Genomic DNA, 16,814 nt, shown 5'->3' on the forward strand with positions numbered 1-16,814 from the left:
TCGGCTCCTGGGCGATGACGCGGCCCGCGCGCGGCGGGCCGGGAATGGCGGCGACGGGCGCCCGACGGCACGGACACCCGCCGTCAGCGGTCAGGGCTTGGGCAGCCCGCTCACGTACTTGAGCGTGTAGGCCTTGCGGTAATCGACCTTCGGGTTGAGCAGGTGCGTCGAGACCATCACGTCGTAGGTCTGCTTCCAGCGCGCGTCGGTCATCGCGCCGATGCCGAGCGTGGCCGCGTCGCCGCCGGTGACGAGTCCGTACTGCTTCATCTTCGCGATGCCGTAGGCGATCTGCTCGTCGGTCATCTTGGGGTTGTCCTGCTTGATGAGCGCGTTGCCGGCCGACGGGTCCTTGAAGTAGGCGATCCAGCCCTCGGCCGACGCCTTGACGAAGCGCGCGAGCGCGTCGCCCTTTTTGTCGAGCGTGGACTGCATGGCGACGAGGGTGGTGGCGTAGGGCGGATAGCCGGCGTCGGCGAGCAGCAGGATGGTCGGCTTCACGCCGCCCTGCTCGATCGCGTAGGGCTCGCTCGTGACGTAGCCCTGGGTGGCGCTGTTCTTGTCCACCAGCATCGGCGTGACGCTGAAGGCGTAGGGGCGCTTCTGCGCGTCGGTGTAGCCGTACATCGACTTGAGCCACGGCCAGAAGCTGACCTCCCCGCCACCGGCGATGAACAGGGTGCGCGTCTTGAGATCGGCCCAGTTCTTCACGTCGGGATGGGCCATGAGCGCCTGCGGGTCCTTCTGGAAGAAGGCGGCGATGGTGGTGACGGGCACGCCCGACTCGACGGCCTTGAGGGTCTGGAAGTCGTAGCCCATCCAGAGGTCGAACAGCCCGCCCGCGAGCGACTGGATGCCGTTGACCTGCGGGCCGCCCATCTTGATGGTCACGTCGAGGTCGTACTTCTTGTAGATGCCGGTGGCGAGCGCCTGATAGAAGCCGCCGTGCTCGGCCTGGGCGAACCAGTTGGTACCGAACACGATCCTGTCGGCGGCGGTGGCGGCGGTCGCGCCCGTGAGGCCGATCGCGGCGAGGGCGACGACGAGCAGGCGGCGGGTGGGGGATGGCATGGGCTGCGGCTCCTGGCGGCGTGTGAGGTTTGCGGCGTGCGTGCAAGCGGCATGCCGCGGGGGGTTGTTCGACGAACGGCGCCGACCGGGTTCGGGCCCAGGCCGGGCCGACTGGCGCGCCCGCCTGCGGCGGGTGCCCTCGCTCACGGCGATGACGGGGGGCCGGTCCGCCAACTCGCCTTGCCCCGCCGGGGCAAGGCTCAGACATGCGGACCTGAGCGCCTGCGGCGCTCTCCCCCCGCCATCGCCTCCGCTCGGCGCGCCAGACAGCCCGGCTTGGGCCCGAACCCGGTCGGCGCCTCGGTGAAGGGGGTGGGGGGTTGGGGCTTGGGTCGCAGAGCGGGCGGGGCGCAAGCGGCGCAACGCGCGCGGTTCGCGGTTCGCGGTTGGCGCGCTACTCGATCGGGCGCGAGGCATCGATGCAACGCCATGCACCGTCGCGGCGAGCCGGCCCGTCGATTGGGCACGGTTCGCACCAGATTTGTATTCAATTCGAGGAGGCCGGCAGGGTCGGCCGGTGTCGGCGCTGGCGGTCGCTAGGGATGCCGATGCGCAGCGAGGGAGGAAGCGCAAGCCGCCGGCAGCCAGCCCGCAACCCGTCGCGCGCAGCGCGACCATGGGCCGTCGAACAAGGTGGCGGGCGGGGGCTGCGGCGGTGGGCGGCTGTCTGGCGCGCCGAGCGAACGAGGTAGGCGCGGGGGAACGCCGCAGGCGTTCAGGCTTGCCTGTCTGAAGCCCGGCGACGCCGGGCTGAGTTGGCAAGCCGACCCGCGACCTACCGAAGGGCGGAGGCGGAAGAGGCTGCGTGCCTGCGCACGCAGCCCCGCCGGAGCGCCTTGCGGCTTGCAAGCCGCAAGGCTCCGCGAGGGAAGCCGGCCCAGCGGGCCGGCCGCGCCAGTCAGCCGCCCACCGCCGCAGCCCCCGCCCGCCGCCGTCACTCAAGCAGCCACAGCGCGCCGCTCCAGCGCCGCGACGGCCTCCCGCGCCGACCGCCCGAGCGCCCGCAGATCGACCCCCGCCACCCGCCCATCCCGCACCACCTGCCGCCCCGCCACCCACAACCCCGCCAGCCGCGCCGCCCCGCCGCAAGCCACCGGCGCAATCCCCGCATCCAGCATCCCGAAGTAGCGCGGATCCTCGGTCAGCGAGTACAGCGCGATGTCCGCCGCCCTGCCCGGCGCGAGCGCGCCCACCGCGTCCAGCCCCAGCACCCGCGCCCCGCCCGCCGTGCCCCAGCGCACCACGTCCTCGACCGTCGCCGCGTCGGCACCCGCCTCGCCGCGCCCGCCGTGGCAGCGCGCGCGGCTCGCGTCGCCGGCCTTGGCGCGCGCCATCAGCCAGGCCGCGTGCACCTCCGAAATCATGTCCGCCGCCTCGTTGCTCGCCGCGCCGTCCACCGCGATCGACACCGGCGAACCCGCGTCCTCCAGCGCCCGCACCGGCGCGATGCCGCTGCCGAGCCGGCCGTTGCTCTGCGGGCAGTGCGCGATGCCCGTGCGCGTCTGGCCGAGCAGCGCGATCTCGTCGGCATCCAGATGCACGAGATGGGCGAACCACACGTCCGGCCCGGTCCAGTCGTGCTCGGCGCAGAAATGCACCGGCGTGCGCTTGTGCATCGAATGCACGCTGTCCTGGTAGCCCACGGTCTCGGACAGATGGCTGTGCAGCCGCAGCCCGCGCGAGCGCGCGAACTGGGCCACCTCGCGCAGCTCGCTCGGGCTCATCGAATAGGGCGGCGTCGTCGGCGCGGCCACCACGCGGCGCATCGCGTCGGGCGCGGGGTCGTGGAAGCGGGTGGCGAGGCGGTCGAGGTCGCTCAGGAAGGCGTCGAGACTTTCGGGGCGCAGCGCCTGCGGCAGGTCGGCTTCGAGCTGGCGGGTGCGGGTCTGGCCGCCGCGGCACAGCACCATGCGCAGGCCGAGCTTTTCGGCTTCGTCGAAGACGATTTCCGAGCTGTCGAAGGCCATGCCCGGGTAGTAGAGGTAGTTGTGGTCGGCCACCGTGCCGCAGCCCGACAGCGCCAGTTCGACGAGTCCGATGCGCACCGCGAGCCGGAAGCTGTCGGCGTCGAAGGCGCCCCGGTACTTGTAGGGCGTGGCGCCGAGCCAGGGCGTGAGCGTGAGGTTGATGCCGGCCGGGTCGCCTTTTACGAGCGACTGGAACAGGTGATGGTGGGTGTTGACCCAGGCCGGGTAGATCACGCAGTCGGTCGCGTCCACCGTGGCCTCGCCCGGCTCGGGCGCGAGGCGGCCGAGCGCGGCGATCTTGCCGTCGCGCACCCGCAGGTCCGGGCCGGCGGCGCGGGCGGCGTCGCCCGGCAGGCCGGTGAGGATGGCGGCGGCGTTGCGGATCAGGAATGAGGTCATGGCTGCGGCTTCGGATGGCGGAACGGAGCCGCCCCCTTGCAAGCGCGGTGCCATCGCACGGACGGGGGGCTTAGCATCGGGCGGATCGCCGGGCCGGCCCTGCCCGCGGCGGCGCGCGCCGCCGTGCTCCCGCCCCGCCTTCCGGCCCCTTCCCTGCCCAGCGCCATGGACCTGAACCAGCTCCGCACCTTCGTCACCGTCGCCAGCCTCGGCAACCTCACGCGCGCCTCCGAACGGCTGTTCCTGAGCCAGCCGGCGGTGAGCGCCCAGCTCAAGCAGCTCGAATCGGAACTGGGCGTGGGCCTGTTCACGCGCAGCGCGCGCGGCATGCAGCTCACCGTGGCCGGCGAGCAGTTGCGCGCCGAGGCCGAGGCGGCGCTCGACGCGGCCGAGCGGCTCAAGGCGCGCGCGAGCCGGCTGCGCGCCGACGAGGTGGCGGGCGAACTGCGCCTGGGCACGGTGTCGGAGCCGGCCATCCTGCGCCTGACCGACACGCTCGGCCGGCTGGTCGAGCGCCATCCCGGTCTCGTGCTCAAGCTCGCGCAGCGCGTCTCGGGCGAGGCGCTGGAGCAGCTGGCCGACGGCCGGCTCGACGCGGCCTGGGTGATGGGCGAGGTGGACGACGCGCGTCTCGCCAGCCTGACGCTCGGCCGCCTCGATCTCGTGGTGACCGCCCCGGCCGCCTGGGCCGCGCGGCTCGACGGCGCCGACTGGGACGCGGTGTCGGCGCTGCCGTGGATCTCGCTCGTGCCGCACTGCTCGCTCACCGCCACGGCGGCGCGCGTGTTCGCCGACCGGCGCAGCCAGTTGCGGCCGGCGCCGGTCCAGCCCGACAACGAGGTCAGCCTGCGCAATCTCGTCGCCGCCGGCCACGGCCTCGCGCTGCTGCGCGCCGACCTAGCCTCGGCCGGCGTGGCCGACGGCACGCTCGCCATCTGGCCGGGGCTGCGCGAATCGATCGCGCTGCGCTTCGCCTATCCGCGGCAGGGCGCGGACTCGCCCCGGCTCGCGGCGCTGATCGACGCGGTACGCGCGAGCTGGGCGCTGCCCGACGACGACCGCGCCGTCGCCGCCTGAGCCGACGGCGCGGCCGCCCCCGCCGCCCCCGCCGACCCCGCCGACCCGATCGACCCCGCCGCACCGGCACGCCGCGCCGCCGCCCACGCCATCCGCCGCTGCGCGAGGTTGTTCGCCACCAGCGCGGCCATCGTCAGCGCCGCGCCCGCCACCTGCGCCGGCGCCGGCGGCACGCCCATCAGCGTCGAGACCGTGAACGCCGTGACCGGCACGAGGTTGATGAACAGCACCCCGTTGAGCGGCGAGATCACCGCCAGCCCGGTGTTCCAGGCCAGCACCGCCACCACGCCGCCGAGCAGCGTCACATAGCCGAGGTGGGGCAGCGTCTCGCCCAGCGCGGCGAGGCGCGGCCGCGCGATCGCGCCGGTGGCGATCAGCAGCAGCTCGGCCGCGATCAGCGTCGTCGTGCCGAGCAGCGTCGTGAGCGCCGTGTAGCGCAGCGGGCTCCAGCCTGCGAAGGCGGTCGCGCCCAGCGTGTAGCCGACCCAGCACAGCGCGCCCGCCAGCAGCAGCGGATTGGCCAGCCACGGCCCGTCGGCCGCGAGCAGCCGGGCCGGCTCGCCGCGCGTCACCACAAGCAGCACGCCCGCGAAGGCCAGCGCCACGAAGCCGACCGACACCAGCGGCGGCCGGCGCTTCCACAGCGCCCAGGCCACGAGCAGGCTCATGAGCGGCATCGTGGCCATCATGATCGAGGCGTTGAGCACGCCCGCCGCCCCGAGCATCCGCTGGCCGCAAAACACCAGGAAGCCGAAGCCGGTGAAGCCCGCCGAGCCGAGCGCCCAGGCCAGCCTCCAGCGCTCGCCGCGCAGCCGGAAGGCCGCCCGCCCCTCGCGCCACCAGAGCAGCGCGGCAAACACCAGACCCGCGAGCGAGTAGCGCAGCGTGGTGAGCGTGTAGGGGTCCACATGGCGCATGGCGTCGGCCATGACGGGAAACATCCCGCCCCAGGACAGGGTGGCGACGAGACAGGCGATGACGCCCAGGGCATGACTGGCGGGCATGGCTGCATCCGGTGAGGAGGGAGGCCGCCGATTCTGTCGAGCCGGTCGCGCGCCGGCCAATCACATCGGTGGAAGGCGGTCATCGGCGGCGCCGATGCCCCTTCCAGCCCGAGCGCCGCAACTGTCTGACAAGCGCCGAAAACGCGCGTGCAAACAAGCCTGTTCCACGCGATGAAAAGCACGCCGTCCACCTACCGTCCCCTCATTGCTCAACCGTGCGGGCGCGTATCCACGCCGCCCCCACGACCGCTCCGGGACACCCATGAAATCCCCCGCCTCGCTCGCCTTCTGCATCGCCGCCGGACTGTCCGGTCTGCCGCTCGCCGCCCTCGCCCAGACCCCGCCGCAAGCCGGCGACCTGCTGCGCGAGCTCGACCGCCAGCCCCAGCGCGACGCGCCCGCCACGCTGCCGCCGCCGGTCGCGCCCGCCGGCCCGGCCGCCCCCGCCGCCGGCCCGCGCGTGGACGTGACCGCCTTCCGCATCGAAGGCGCCACGCTCGTGCCCGAGGCCGAATTGCAGGACGCGGTCGCGCCCTGGGCCGGCAAGCCCGCGAGCTTCGCCGACCTGCGCCGCGCCGCCGACGCCATCGCCGCGCGCTACCAGGCGCGCGGCCTGCTCGCGCGCACCCTGCTGCCCGAGCAGGACCTGGCCGGCGGCGTGGTGGTGGTGCGCGTGATCGAGGCCCGGCTCGGCGCAGTGCGCATCGACCGCCCCGACGGCGCGACCCGCATGAGCGACGACACCGCCACCGGCTACCTCACCGCGCGCCAGTCGGTCGGCGATCCGGTGCGGCCCGACGACCTGCAACGCGGCATCAGCCTGCTCAACGACCTGCCCGGCACCAGCGCCACCTCGCTGCTCGAACCCGGCGCGGCCGAAGGCGAATCGCGCGTGGTCGTGGCGTTGCGCGACAAGCCCGTCTTCACCGGCCTGGCCAGCGTCGACAACGCCGGCGCCAAGGCCAGCGGCACGGCGCGCGGCTCGGTCGGGCTCCAAGTCAACAGCCCCTTCGGCCTCGGCGAGCAGCTCCAGCTGCTCGGCAACAAGAGCAGCGGCACCGACTACGGCCGCGTCCAGCTCGGCATGCCGCTGGGCAAGGACGGCCTGCGCGCCAGCGTCAACGCCTCGCGCCTGAACTACGGCTACACCCTCTCGGGCAACCGCTACACCGGCTCGGCCAGCGTGCTCGGCGCCTCGCTCGGCTATCCGCTGCTGCGTTCGGCCGGCAGCAATCTCACGCTCCAGCTCGACCATGACCGCAAGCGCTTCGACAACGAGGTGCAGGCCATCGCCATCAGCAACAAGGACGTGCGCCTGACCACGCTCGCGCTCTACGGCGACCGGCTCGACGAGTTCATGGGCGGCGGGATGACGCAGTTCAGCGTCTCGATCGCGAGCGGCACGCTCGACCTCGGCCGCAACCCGGGCGACCTCGCGGCCGACCAGTTTCCGGGCGGCCCCGACCGCAACGGCAGCTTCACGCGCACCAACTGGTCGCTCACGCGGCTGCAACGCCTGACCGCCGCCGACACGCTGGCGCTGATCGCCTCGGGCCAGATCGCCAGCCGCAACCTCGACGCCTCGGAGCGGCTGACCGTGACCGGCCCCTACGCCGTGCGCGCCTACACCAGCTCGGAGCCGGCGGCCGACGACGGCACGCTGGCCAGCATCGAGCTGCGCCACCAGTTCGCCGACCAGCTCACGGCCACCGTGTTCCACGACCGCGCCCAGGCGCGCCGCGACCACGAAGTCAACAGCGCCACCGCGCGGCCCAACGCCTACCGGCTCGCGGCCACCGGCCTGGGCCTCGCACTCGGCAAGCCAGGCGATCTGCTGCTGCGCGCCACCGTCGCCTGGCGCAACGGCGACAACCCGACGCGCAATCCGGCCACCGGCCTCGACGCCGACGGCACGCGCCGCAACCCGCGCCTGTTCCTGACGCTGACCAAGAACTTCTGATCCGCCGCGTCCCGCCCGAATTCAAAGAACACGAGAGACCACCATGCACAACGGCCCCGGCTCCATGAACCGCATCTACCGCCTGATCTGGAACGAGCTGACCGGCAGCTTCGTCGCCGTGGCGGAATTCGCGCGGGCGCGCGGCAAGCGCAGCCGGGGCATCGCGGGCGCGGTGCTCGCGGCCGGCGGCGTGGCGCTCGCGGCGCCGGTATCGGCCCAGGCGCCACCCGATGCCGGCCGGCTCGCGGCGGCGGTGGCGGCGCGCAACCTGGCGGGCAATGCCCTGCCCACCGGCGGCAACGTGGTGGCGGGCTCGGCCACGATCGGCCAGAACGGCGCGCGCATGGACATCAACCAGTCGAGCCAGCGCGCGGCGATCAACTGGCTCGGCTTCGACATCGGCGGCCAGGCCCAGGTCAACTTCAATCAGCCGAATGCGAACTCGGCGACGCTCAACCGCGTGACCGGCGCCGATCCGTCGGCCATCCTCGGGCGGCTCACGTCGAATGGCCAGGTGCTGCTCGTGAATCCGAACGGCATCGTGTTCGGCCAGGGCTCGCAGGTGAACGTGGGCGGCATCGTCGCCTCGACGCTCGATCTGGCCGATGCCGATTTCATGGCCGGCAAGCTTAACTTCACGCGCGGCGCCGGCGCGGGCGCGGTGCTCAACCGGGGCGCGATCACGACGGCGGCCGGCGGCTACGCGGCGCTGCTCGCGCCCGAGGCGATCAACGAGGGCGTCATCAGCGCGCGTCTCGGCACGGTGGCGCTGGCGGCGGGCGACGCCGTCACGCTCGATGTGAACGGCGCCAGCCTCGTGGGCGTGCGCGTCGATCCGGCCACGGTCAAGGCGCTGGTCGAGAACCGCCAGATGATCGTCGCCGAGGGCGGCCGGGTGGTGATGAGCGCGGGCGCGGCCCAGCGCCTGCTGCAGGGCGCGGTGGCCGGCGGCGCCGACGGCGCGCTGGTGGACGACGGCGGCCGGGTGCGCATCGTGTCCAACACGGGCACGGTCAGCGCGGCCGGCGGCGCGGTGAAGGTCGAGGGCGGCAACATCGACCTCGCGGGCAACATCGACGTGGGCGGCGCGAGCGCGGGCACGGTCGCCATCGGCGGCGACTACCTGAGCCAGTCGGGCCGCGTCGAGGCCAACGCCACCGGCGGCAAGGGCGGCGGCATCGCCATCCAGGCCGACACCGTGGTGCAGACCGCGAGCGCCCATCTGGGCGCCGACGGCAGCACGGGTGGCGGCAGCATCCGCGTCGAGGGCGCGGCGGCCGGCGCGACCGGCACGACGGCGCCGGGCATGGTGTACAGCTCGGCCACGATGAGCGCGCGCGGTCTGGGCGACGGCGCCAAGGGCGGCGACATCGCCATCACCGCGAGCGACGTCGAGCTGCGCGCGGCGGCCATCAACGCGGCCGGCGACGGCGGCGGCGGCCGGGTGCGCATCGGCGGCGGCTTCCACGGCCTGGACAGCGGCATTGCAAACGCTGTCAACGTCGGCGTGAACGCGAGCACGGTCATCACGGCCGACGCCGGCACGCACGGCGACGGCGGCGAGGTGGTGGTGTGGTCGGACGGCAAGACGGTGTTTGCCGGTCTGGCCTACGCGCGCGGCGGCACGCAGTCGGGCAACGGTGGCAAGGCCGAGTTCTCGGGCGCGCAGACCCTCATCTTCCAGGGCGATGCCCAGCTCAATTCCCGCGCGGGCGGCGCGAAGGGCCAGCTGCTGCTCGACCCGCGCAACATCACCGTCGACGAGATCAACAGCGCCCTCGCCACGCTGGCGATGAGCGATCCGACGCCCGGCAACACCAGCGGCTTCGGCACCGTGACGCGCGTGCTGTCCAACGGCAACGTGGTGGTGACGGCGCCCTATGCCGACACCGGCGCCACGGCCGACACCGGCGCGGTGTACATGTTCGACAGCCGCAGCGGCGCGCTGCTGAGCAACCTGCGCGGCACCAACGCCAACGACCACATCGGCAGCGCCGGCATCCAGACGCTGGCCAACGGCAACTACCTCGTGCTGAGCCCCGACTTCGAGACGGTGGGCAGCCGCAGCTACTACTTCATCAAGAACTACGACGCCGGCCAGCAGACCGGCGCCAGCAGCTACGACTACACCAGCTCCTATCCGCGCCTGACCGGCAACGTGTCGTCGGGCGCGATCACCTGGCAGAGCGGCAGCACCGGCGGCGGCAGCTCGCTCGTGAGCAGCGGCAACAGCCTGACCGGCAACAGCGCGTCCTACGACGTGGTGGGCGGCACCAACGTCTATGCGAACGACCGGCTGGGCCAGATCACCCAGGTGTCGGTCACCGGCTACGCAAACGCGATCGCGGTGCCGCGCACCACCACCATCGTCGAGCTGTCGAACGGCAACGTGGCGATCGCCACGCCCACCTGGTTCAACGGCCGGGGCGCGGTCACCTGGCTCAACGGCAGCAACGGGCAGCTCGCCGACGGCAGCGCGGGCGGGCGGGTGTCGTCCACCGTCTCGCTGGTGGGCAGCACGGCCATCCGCTCGACCGCGCCGATCGAGGGTGACGGCAGCGGCCACAACGTCTATGTGCTCGACTGGAACTCGGCGCTGTCAACCACGCTGATCGGCAGCACCGGCAGCGCCGTCCGCACCACCACGCCCGCCGCGCCCGGCGACTTCGTGGGCGAGGATCTGGTGGCGCTCGGCAACGGCAGCTACGTGGTGGGCAGCCGCCATTTCACCAACGGCAGCGCCACCTATGCCGGCGCCGTGACCTGGGGCAGCGGCAGCGGCGGCACGGTCGGCGCCGTGAGCAGCAGCAACAGCCTGGTGGGCGGCAGCAAGTACGACTTCGTGGGCAGCGGCGGCATCCGCGCCGTGGGCAGCACGCAGCAGAACTACCTCGTGCTCAGCCCCGAGTGGTCGGCCACCGGCAATGCCGCCGCCGGCCGCTACGTCAACAACGCGCCCAACGGCGCGGTCACCTGGGTCGATGGCAGCAACGGCCAGTCCTACGGCAGCGGCAGCGCGGGGGCGCTGGTGTCGTCGTCGAACAGCCTGATCGGCAATGCCGGCGACGGCGTCGGCGCGCTGAGCAATTCGGTCGGCTCCTACACCTACTCGGCCAACTCGCAGACCAGCACCTATCTGTACGTGAGCCACACCGCGCACAGCACCTCGGCCGACGGCCTGCGCGTGCTGGCCAACGGCAACTGGCTGGCGGTCGACACGAGCTGGAACAGCAGCGCCGGCGCGGTGACCTTCGGTCTCGGCGCGAGCGGTCTGGCCGGCGTGGTGTCGTCGTCCAACAGCCTCGTCGGCAGCACCGCCAGCGATGGCATCGGCAACAGCGTGCTGCTGCTCGACAACAGCAACTGGGTGACCTGGTCGAGCGTCTGGGACAACGGCGCCGCCACCAACGCGGGCGCCGTGACCTGGGGCTCGGGCACGACCGGCCGCACCGGCGCGGTGAGCGCGTCCAACAGCCTCGTGGGCAGCGATGCCTACGAGACGGTCGGCTCGAACGGCGTGCTCGCCGTGGGCGCGGCCGGCAGCGGCGGGCTGCGCGCCAACTACCTGGTCATCAGCCCGTTCTGGGGCAACCGCTCGGGCCAGCAGTACTCGACGGTCAACTACGGCGCCATCACCTGGGGCAACGGCAGCACCGGCACGAGCGGCGCGGTCAGCTCGTCGAACAGCCTCACGGGCAGCAATGCCGGCGACTACCTCGGCAGCTATCACTACAGCGACAGCCGGGGCAGCGACAACTACTTCTACAGCGCGAGCTGGAACGGCGCGGTCAATCCGTATGCCTGGACGGCCAACGTCACCACCACGGTGGACGTGCTCGACAACGGCAACTACATCGTGCGCAGCCCGAGCTGGAACGGCGGGCGCGGCGCCGTGACCTGGGGCAGCGGCGCGGCCGGCATCACCGGCAACGTGAGCTCGGCCAACAGTCTGGTCGGCAGCACCGCCGACGCCTACACCACCGTCACCACCAGCGACGGCAGCAAGACCTTCACCGACAACAGCACCGGCAGCACCGTCAGCGCCACGTTCTCGCGCGTCACGACCTACCAGACGATGACGGGCGACCATGTCGGCCTGCTCGGCCAGGCCCTGAGCGGCGGACGTTACATGGCCGTGAGCCCGACCTGGGGCGACGGCAAGGGCGCGCTGTCGATGATCGGCGCGAGCGGCACGACCGGCACCGTCGGCAGCGGCAACAGCGTGCTCGGCAGCACCGCCGACGTGTACACCGACGCCAACCGCACCGCGCTGGTCTCGACCGGCGACCGCCTCGGCACCCTGCCCGACCTGCTGATGCTGCCGACGCAGTACACCTCCACCGCGACCAGCGGCGGCAAGACCTATGTGGAGAACGGCTCGACCACGCGCCGCCTCGGCCCGCTGTGGCTCAACCACACGGCCAACAGCACGAGCGAGACGAGCTATCGCGGCAGCACCGGCTTCACCTACAACGCGGTGAGCAACTGGTACGTCACCGGCTTCACGCTCAACTACTACCCGATCATCAAGGAGCTCTCGAACGGCGCGGTGCTGGTGGCCAGCCCGGGCTGGAACAACGGCAGCAACATCTACGCGGGCGCGATCACCTGGTTCAGCAGCGCCGGCCAGCTCGCCGACGGCAGCAGCGGCGGCACGCTCGGCACCGGCAACAGCCTGGTCGGCAGCCATGCGCGCGACTGGCTCGGCTACCGCCTGCCGGTGGACGGCGTGGTCGAGCTGCAAGGCCCGAACGCCGGCGGCTTCGTGCTCGTGAACCCGCAATGGTGGGATGACCGCGGCGCCGTCACCTGGGGCAGCGCGAGCGCCGGTGTGGTCGGCACCGTCGGCTCGGGCAACAGCCTTGTCGGCACGCGCGGCGCGACGCGCCCGGCCACGACGCTGGTGCCGCGCGTCTCGTACAACGGCGAGACCGGCACCTGGTACAGCTCCTGGGCGGTGCGCGACAACACCACCGGCCAGGTGGCCGGCGCGGTCACGCGCGACGGCGACCGCGTGGGCGCGGGCGGCGTGTTCGCGCTGGCCGACGGCAATGCGGTCGTGTCCTCGCCGTTCTGGGACTTCAACGCCACCGGCCTGAGCCAGGGCGTGTACCTCGGCTGGGGCGCGCCCAATTCGCGCGGCGCGGCCACCTGGCTCAACGGCGGCACCGGCAACTACTACGGCGGCGGCGCGGGCGGCGCGATCAGCAGCAGCAACTCGCTGGTCGGCAGCAACTACGGCGACGCGGTGAGCTGGGCGGCGTGGGAACAGAACTCGCCCGGCCTCACCACCACCTTCGTCATGCCGGGCATCACCGAGCTGACGGGCGGCCGCTACGTGGTCGCGAGCCCCTACTGGGCCAACGGCACGGCCACGGCGGCCGGCGCCGTGACCTTCTCCGACGCGGGTGGCATCGCGGGCGCGGTCAGCACCGCCAACAGCCTCGTGGGCAGCACGACGGGCGACCACATCGGCCTGGGCAACGGCATCCGCGTGGGCACGACCGGCACCAACCGCCAGATGGTGTCGGGCGTGACCGTGGTGCAGGCCTGGAATCCCGACACCAGCAGCTACGACACGAACTACTTCGTGCGCTCGGCCGACTGGACCAACACCGCCGACGGCGCCTCGGGCGGCGCGCGCGCGGGCGCGGTCACCTGGGTGAACGGCACGACCGGCATCGCCGCCGGCGAGACCACGCGCGGCGCGGTGGTCGGCGCGGGCAACAGCCTGGTCGGCAGCACCGCCAACGACGCCTTCGGCACCCTGCTCACGACGCTGTCGGGCACGGTCAACGGCCAGAGCGTGCGCACCGGCGACCTGCTCATCTTCAGCAACCTGGCCGACTGCGACGTGGCCGGCGCGGGCGCGGTCACCCTCGTCTCGGGCCTGACGGGCGCCACCGGACCCGCGAGCTGGCGCAACAGCGTGGTGGGCCTCGCGCCCGTGGCCAACGGCCAGAGCACCCAGAGCATCACCACCGGCACCAACACGCTCAACTACACGAGCGACATCCAGTACGCGCTGCTGCCGACGGCCGTCACCGCGTCGGAGAGCGTGCAGTACCGGCCGCTGATCTGGGCCGCGCCCAATGCCACGAGCGGCAAGAACTCGTCGGTGCTGTACGCGCTGACGGTGGTGGACGACAGCCTCGCCACCCAGCGCAACGCGGGCCTGCTCAACGGCGACGCGGGCGGCGACCTCAACTGGAACAGCCCGCTGTTCGCGGGCAATGCCTCGGGCTTCACGGGCGTGGGCGGCAGCAATGGCCTGCTCGGCTTCTCGGCCAGCACGGGCAGCGATGTGGTCATCACGCCCGGAACGCTCACCGCGATGCTCGACGCGGGCACCGACGTGACGCTCCAGGCGAGCCGCGACATCACCGTGGTGCGCGACATCACCGTGTCGGCCGGCGGCAATGGCGGCGACCTCGCGCTCGACGCGGGCCGCTCGATCCGCATCTACGGCGACATCGATACCGACAACGGCAACTTCACCGCCACCGCCAACCGCTCGCTCGCCGATGGCGTGGTGGCGGCCGACTGCCCGGACTGCGCCTCGCGCATCTCGATGGCGCGCGGCAGCACGATCGACGCCGGCAGCGGCACGCTCACGCTGCGCATCCTCGACAGCGACAAGACGAGCGACGTGGCCGGCGCGATCACCGTGGCCAACCTGCGCGGCAACGACATCCGCGTGCTGAACGAAGGGCTGGACGGCAGCGGCCGCGGCATGGGCATCCGCTTCACGGCGGGTGCGTCGGTGGGCGACACCAGCACGAGCAATGTGCTGCTGCGCGCGGGCGGCAGCAGCAGCGCCGGCACCGGCGGCATCGTGCTGGGCAGCGACACGGTCATCACCGGCAGCAGCAGCGCGACGCTGGAAGCGTCGGCGGCGCAGGCCGGCTCGGCCTTCTATCTCGGCAGCGCTGGCGGCTCGGGCGCGGCGCTGTCGCTGACGGCGGCGCAGGCCCAGGCCATCGTCAAGCAGTCGAGCGGCTTCGCGAACGTGAACTTCGGCCGCGCGGACCAGACCGGCAACCTCAACCTCGGCGCGCTGGACATGACCCAGGCGGCGGCGCTGCGCTCGGGCGCGGCGCTGGGCGCCGACCTGCGCATCCAGTCGGGCAGCGGCGGCATCACGCTGTCGGGCAACCTCGTGACCAACAACGACGCGAGCCATGCGACGACGCTGGCGACCGCCGGCGGCGGCACGATCGCGCTCGGCAGCAGCAACGTCACCAACAGCGGCAGCGGCTGGCTGGAACTGGAGACGCGCGGCAGCGGCACGGTCACGCAATCGACGGGCGCGGTCAGCACCGCCTCGCTGCTGCTCGACACGACCGGCAGCACCAGCCTGACCGGCAGCGGCAACCGCTTCAACACCGTGGCCGGCAGTCTCGGCGGCGGCACGCTGGTGGCGGGCACGGGCAACGTGACCGTGGGCACGGTGGGCGGCGCGAGCGGCCTCGCGTCGAGCGCGGCCTTCACGCTGCGCACGACGGGCGCGAACACCGACCTCACGCTGAACAACGCGGTCAGCGCCACGACCGGGGACATCACCCTCGCCGCCGCGCGCAACTTCACCAACAACGTGGCGGGCAACGCGGGCATCGTCGCGAGCGCCGGCCGCTACCTCGTGTACTCGGCCAACCCGACCGACACGACGGAAGGGATGACCGGCTACGTCAAGCACTACAACCAGACCTACTCGGCCAGCGCGCCGGGCTATGCCGGCAGCGGCAACTGGTTCCTGTACTCGGTGGCGCCGACGCTCACCATCGGCGTGGGCGCGGGCGGCAACGTCGTGTACGGCAGCTCGGGCAGCGTGCCCGGCATCACGAGTTCGGGCTTCATCGACGGCGACAGCTTCGCCACCGCCACCACGGGCAGCCTGGCCTCGACCACCAGCAGCTACACGCCCTCGGGCGCGGGCTTCATCCCGGTGGGTACCTACACGGTCAACCTGACGGGCCAGGGGACGCTCGCGAGCAGCCTCGGCTACACCATCACGGTCAACACCGGCAGCAGCAGCTTCACGGTCACGCCCAAGCCGATCGACGTGGCGGGCCTGACGGCCAACAGCCGCGTGTACGACGGCACGACCACCGCGAGCGTGAGCGGCACGGCCTCGCTCACCGGCGGCGGCGCCACCAGCGGCGACGGCCACTACATGGCCGGCGACACCGTCAACATCTCGGGCACGGCGACCGGCAGCTTCACCGACCGCAACGCGGGCACCGGCAAGTCGGTGCAGCTCGCGGGGCTGACGCTGGGCGGCGCGGATGCCGGCAACTACTCGATCAGCCTCGGCTCGGTCACCGCCGACATCACGCCCAAGCCGATCAACATCACCGGCCTCACCGCCGCGTCGAGCCGCGTGTACGACGGCACGACCGCCGCGACGGTGGGCGGCAGCGCAAGCTACGACACCGAAGCGGTCGGCAGCGGCACGACCACCGACGGCCGCGCCTACACGCTCGACAGCATCAGCCTGAGCGGCACGGCCACCGGCACCTACAACAGCTCGCATGTCGCGGGCGCGAACACCGTGACCTTCGGCGGCCTGACGCTCGGCGGCACGAACGCCGGCAACTACACGCTCGTGATGGGCAGCCAGGCGGCGACCATCACGGCCAAGCCGCTCAACATCACGGGCGTGACCGCCGACGGCAAGACCTACGACGGCACCGCCACCGCGACCTTCACCGGCACGGCGGCGCTCGGCACGGGCGGCAGCGCTGCCGGCGACGGCCTCCTCGTCGGCAGCGACGCGGTGAGCCTGACCGGCACGCTCGCGGGCAGCTTCACCAACTTCAACGCGGGCACGCGCAGCGTGACCACGAGCGGCCTGAGCCTGACCGGCACCAACGCCGGCGACTACACGCTCTCGACCTGGACGCCGACGGCAACCATCCTCGCGCGCTCGATCAGCGTCGCCTTCAACTCCCAGGTCAAGACCTATGGCGACAGCGACCCGACGCTGACCTTCACGGTCGGCGGCCTGGGCCTGGTCGGCAGCGACAGCATTGCAAGCGTTTTCACGGGCGCGGGCAGCACGGCCACGGGCGCGAGCGCGACCGCGGGCACCCATGCGATCACCGTCGGCACGCTGGCGGTCGGCAACTCGAACTACACGCTCGGCAGCGTGACCAACGGCACGCTCACGGTGAACAAGGCGGCGCTGACGGTGACGGCCAACGACGGCCGCAAGACCTACGGCGATGCCGACCCGACGCTCGGCTACACGGTCGATGCCTCGCAGCTGCGCTACACGGACACCGCTTCGGTCGTGAGCGGCGTGCAGCTTTCGACCGCCACCGGCTCGGCCGCCAC

6 protein-coding genes are annotated in these 16,814 nt (G+C 72.5%); 3 read left to right on the plus strand and 3 right to left on the minus strand.

Annotation, left to right across the window (positions count from 1 at the left end):
• Positions 1-90: 90 nt before the first annotated feature.
• Positions 91-1,071 carry an ABC transporter substrate-binding protein gene (locus tag H566_RS0121105; protein ID WP_028312998.1) on the minus strand — a complete coding sequence of 327 codons (981 nt, stop codon included), beginning with the start codon at positions 1,069-1,071 and terminating at the stop codon, positions 91-93.
• Positions 1,072-2,009: 938 nt separating this feature from the next.
• On the minus strand, positions 2,010-3,437 hold the full coding sequence (locus H566_RS0121110) for an amidohydrolase family protein (RefSeq protein ID WP_028312999.1): 1,428 nt from the start codon (positions 3,435-3,437) through the stop codon (positions 2,010-2,012).
• Between the two features lie 165 nt (positions 3,438-3,602).
• On the opposite strand from H566_RS0121110, the gene H566_RS0121115 reads away from it, so the two are divergent.
• Positions 3,603-4,514 carry a LysR family transcriptional regulator gene (locus H566_RS0121115; protein ID WP_028313000.1) on the plus strand — a complete coding sequence of 304 codons (912 nt, stop codon included), beginning with the start codon at positions 3,603-3,605 and terminating at the stop codon, positions 4,512-4,514.
• On the opposite strand, the gene H566_RS26845 is transcribed toward H566_RS0121115, so the two are convergent.
• Entirely contained in the window at positions 4,412-5,518 is a 1,107-nt protein-coding gene (locus H566_RS26845; RefSeq protein ID WP_156924535.1) for a DMT family transporter, read from the minus strand. The two genes, H566_RS0121115 and H566_RS26845, sit on opposite strands and share 103 nt — an antisense overlap.
• Before the next feature lie 262 nt (positions 5,519-5,780).
• On the opposite strand from H566_RS26845, the gene H566_RS0121125 reads away from it, so the two are divergent.
• Both H566_RS0121125 and H566_RS26850 read left to right on the plus strand, forming a co-directional pair.
• On the plus strand, positions 5,781-7,478 hold the full coding sequence (locus H566_RS0121125) for a ShlB/FhaC/HecB family hemolysin secretion/activation protein (protein ID WP_034412337.1): 1,698 nt from the start codon (positions 5,781-5,783) through the stop codon (positions 7,476-7,478).
• 43 nt (positions 7,479-7,521) lie between these two features.
• Positions 7,522-16,814, plus strand: a 9,293-nt coding sequence (locus tag H566_RS26850; RefSeq protein WP_034412339.1) for a YDG domain-containing protein, incomplete at its 3' end; no start/stop codon positions are given.

The organism is Derxia gummosa DSM 723 (genome assembly GCF_000482785.1).
Lineage (GTDB): Bacteria > Pseudomonadota > Gammaproteobacteria > Burkholderiales > Burkholderiaceae_E > Derxia > Derxia gummosa.